We start from the raw sequence: 1227 nt of genomic DNA, 5'->3' as shown, positions 1-1227 counted from the left end.
AATGGCGGCAGCTACGATGCGAGCAACGTCAAGTCGGTGTCGAACATTGCGCTGAACGTGAACTGGGGTGCGGATGACGACATCCACACCGGCAGTGCGGACACGTTCGGACGCGCGCTGTCGTTCAACCTGAGCGGTGGCGTACCGCTGGACAGCAGCGGTCATGCACTGGCGCTGACCTCGGACGGTACGGCGCTGCAATATGAGGTGACGACGCTGGCGAATGGTGGCCAGCAGTTGCTGGCCTATAAGGGCAGCACCCACAACAGCTCGACGCTGGTGTTCACGGTCACGTTGGACCCGACCTCGACGCACGGCTCATACAGCTTCACGCTGAACGGCAATCTGGATCATCCGGCCACGGGGCCCAACAGCAACGACCTGCCGCTGAACTTCGGCGTCACGGCAACCGATGCCGACGGCGACAGCGTGCCGACCAACTTCACCGTCCATGTTCAGGACGACGTGCCGGTGATCGGCACGGTGACGGGCGGCCAGGTTGACGAGGACGGCGGCCTGCCGGGCGGCAATCCGTTCGGTCCGAACGATGCGTTCCTGGTGGGAGCGACGACGTCGCATTCGCTCAACATCTCGTGGGGCGCAGACAACAACAACTCCGGCACGGCCAACAACCGCTCGGCGACCTTCGCTACGGATCTGGTGGCGCCGGCCGGCTTGACGGCCGATGGCGTTCAGGTGGTCTACAGCTACAATGCCGACCATACCGTGTTGACGGCGAGCGCCGGTGGCCACGATGTGTTCCGCGTCACGCTCAACGACAGCAACTCAGGCACCTATACGTTCGAGTTGCTCGGCAATCTCGACCATCCGGTGGCGGGCACCGAGGACAATCTGACGCTGAACTTCGGCTTCGTGGCGACGGATTCCGATGGCGATACGGCAGCGAGCAGCTTCGCCATTTCGGTCAACGACGACACGCCAGTGATCGTTCTGCCGATCCCGGGCTTCGTCAACGAAGACAGCCTGGCCGGCGGCAATCCAGGTGGGATCGGCGATCTTCCGTTCATCACGGCCGTCAGCACCAACACGCTCGGCATCTCCTGGGGGGCGGACTCCGCCAACAGCGTCGTCAATGGCGGCTTCAGCAGCACGCAGGCCAATGGCGATCGTTCGGTGGTGTTCACCACCGGCATCATGGCCACGCTGACATCGCAGCATCTGCACTCCAACGGAGCAGAGCTGAACTACAGCCTCAGTGCGGACGGC

General features: G+C 63.4%; 1 protein-coding gene. It reads left to right on the top strand.

Annotation, left to right across the window (positions count from 1 at the left end):
* On the top strand, positions 1-1227 hold a 1227-nt coding region (locus tag CHC01_RS31735; RefSeq protein WP_244558599.1), incomplete at both ends, for a T1SS-143 repeat domain-containing protein.

Source organism: Tardiphaga sp. OK246 (assembly GCF_900188215.1).
Lineage (GTDB): Bacteria > Pseudomonadota > Alphaproteobacteria > Rhizobiales > Xanthobacteraceae > Tardiphaga > Tardiphaga robiniae.
This window is presented reverse-complemented; position numbering and strand designations above follow the sequence as displayed.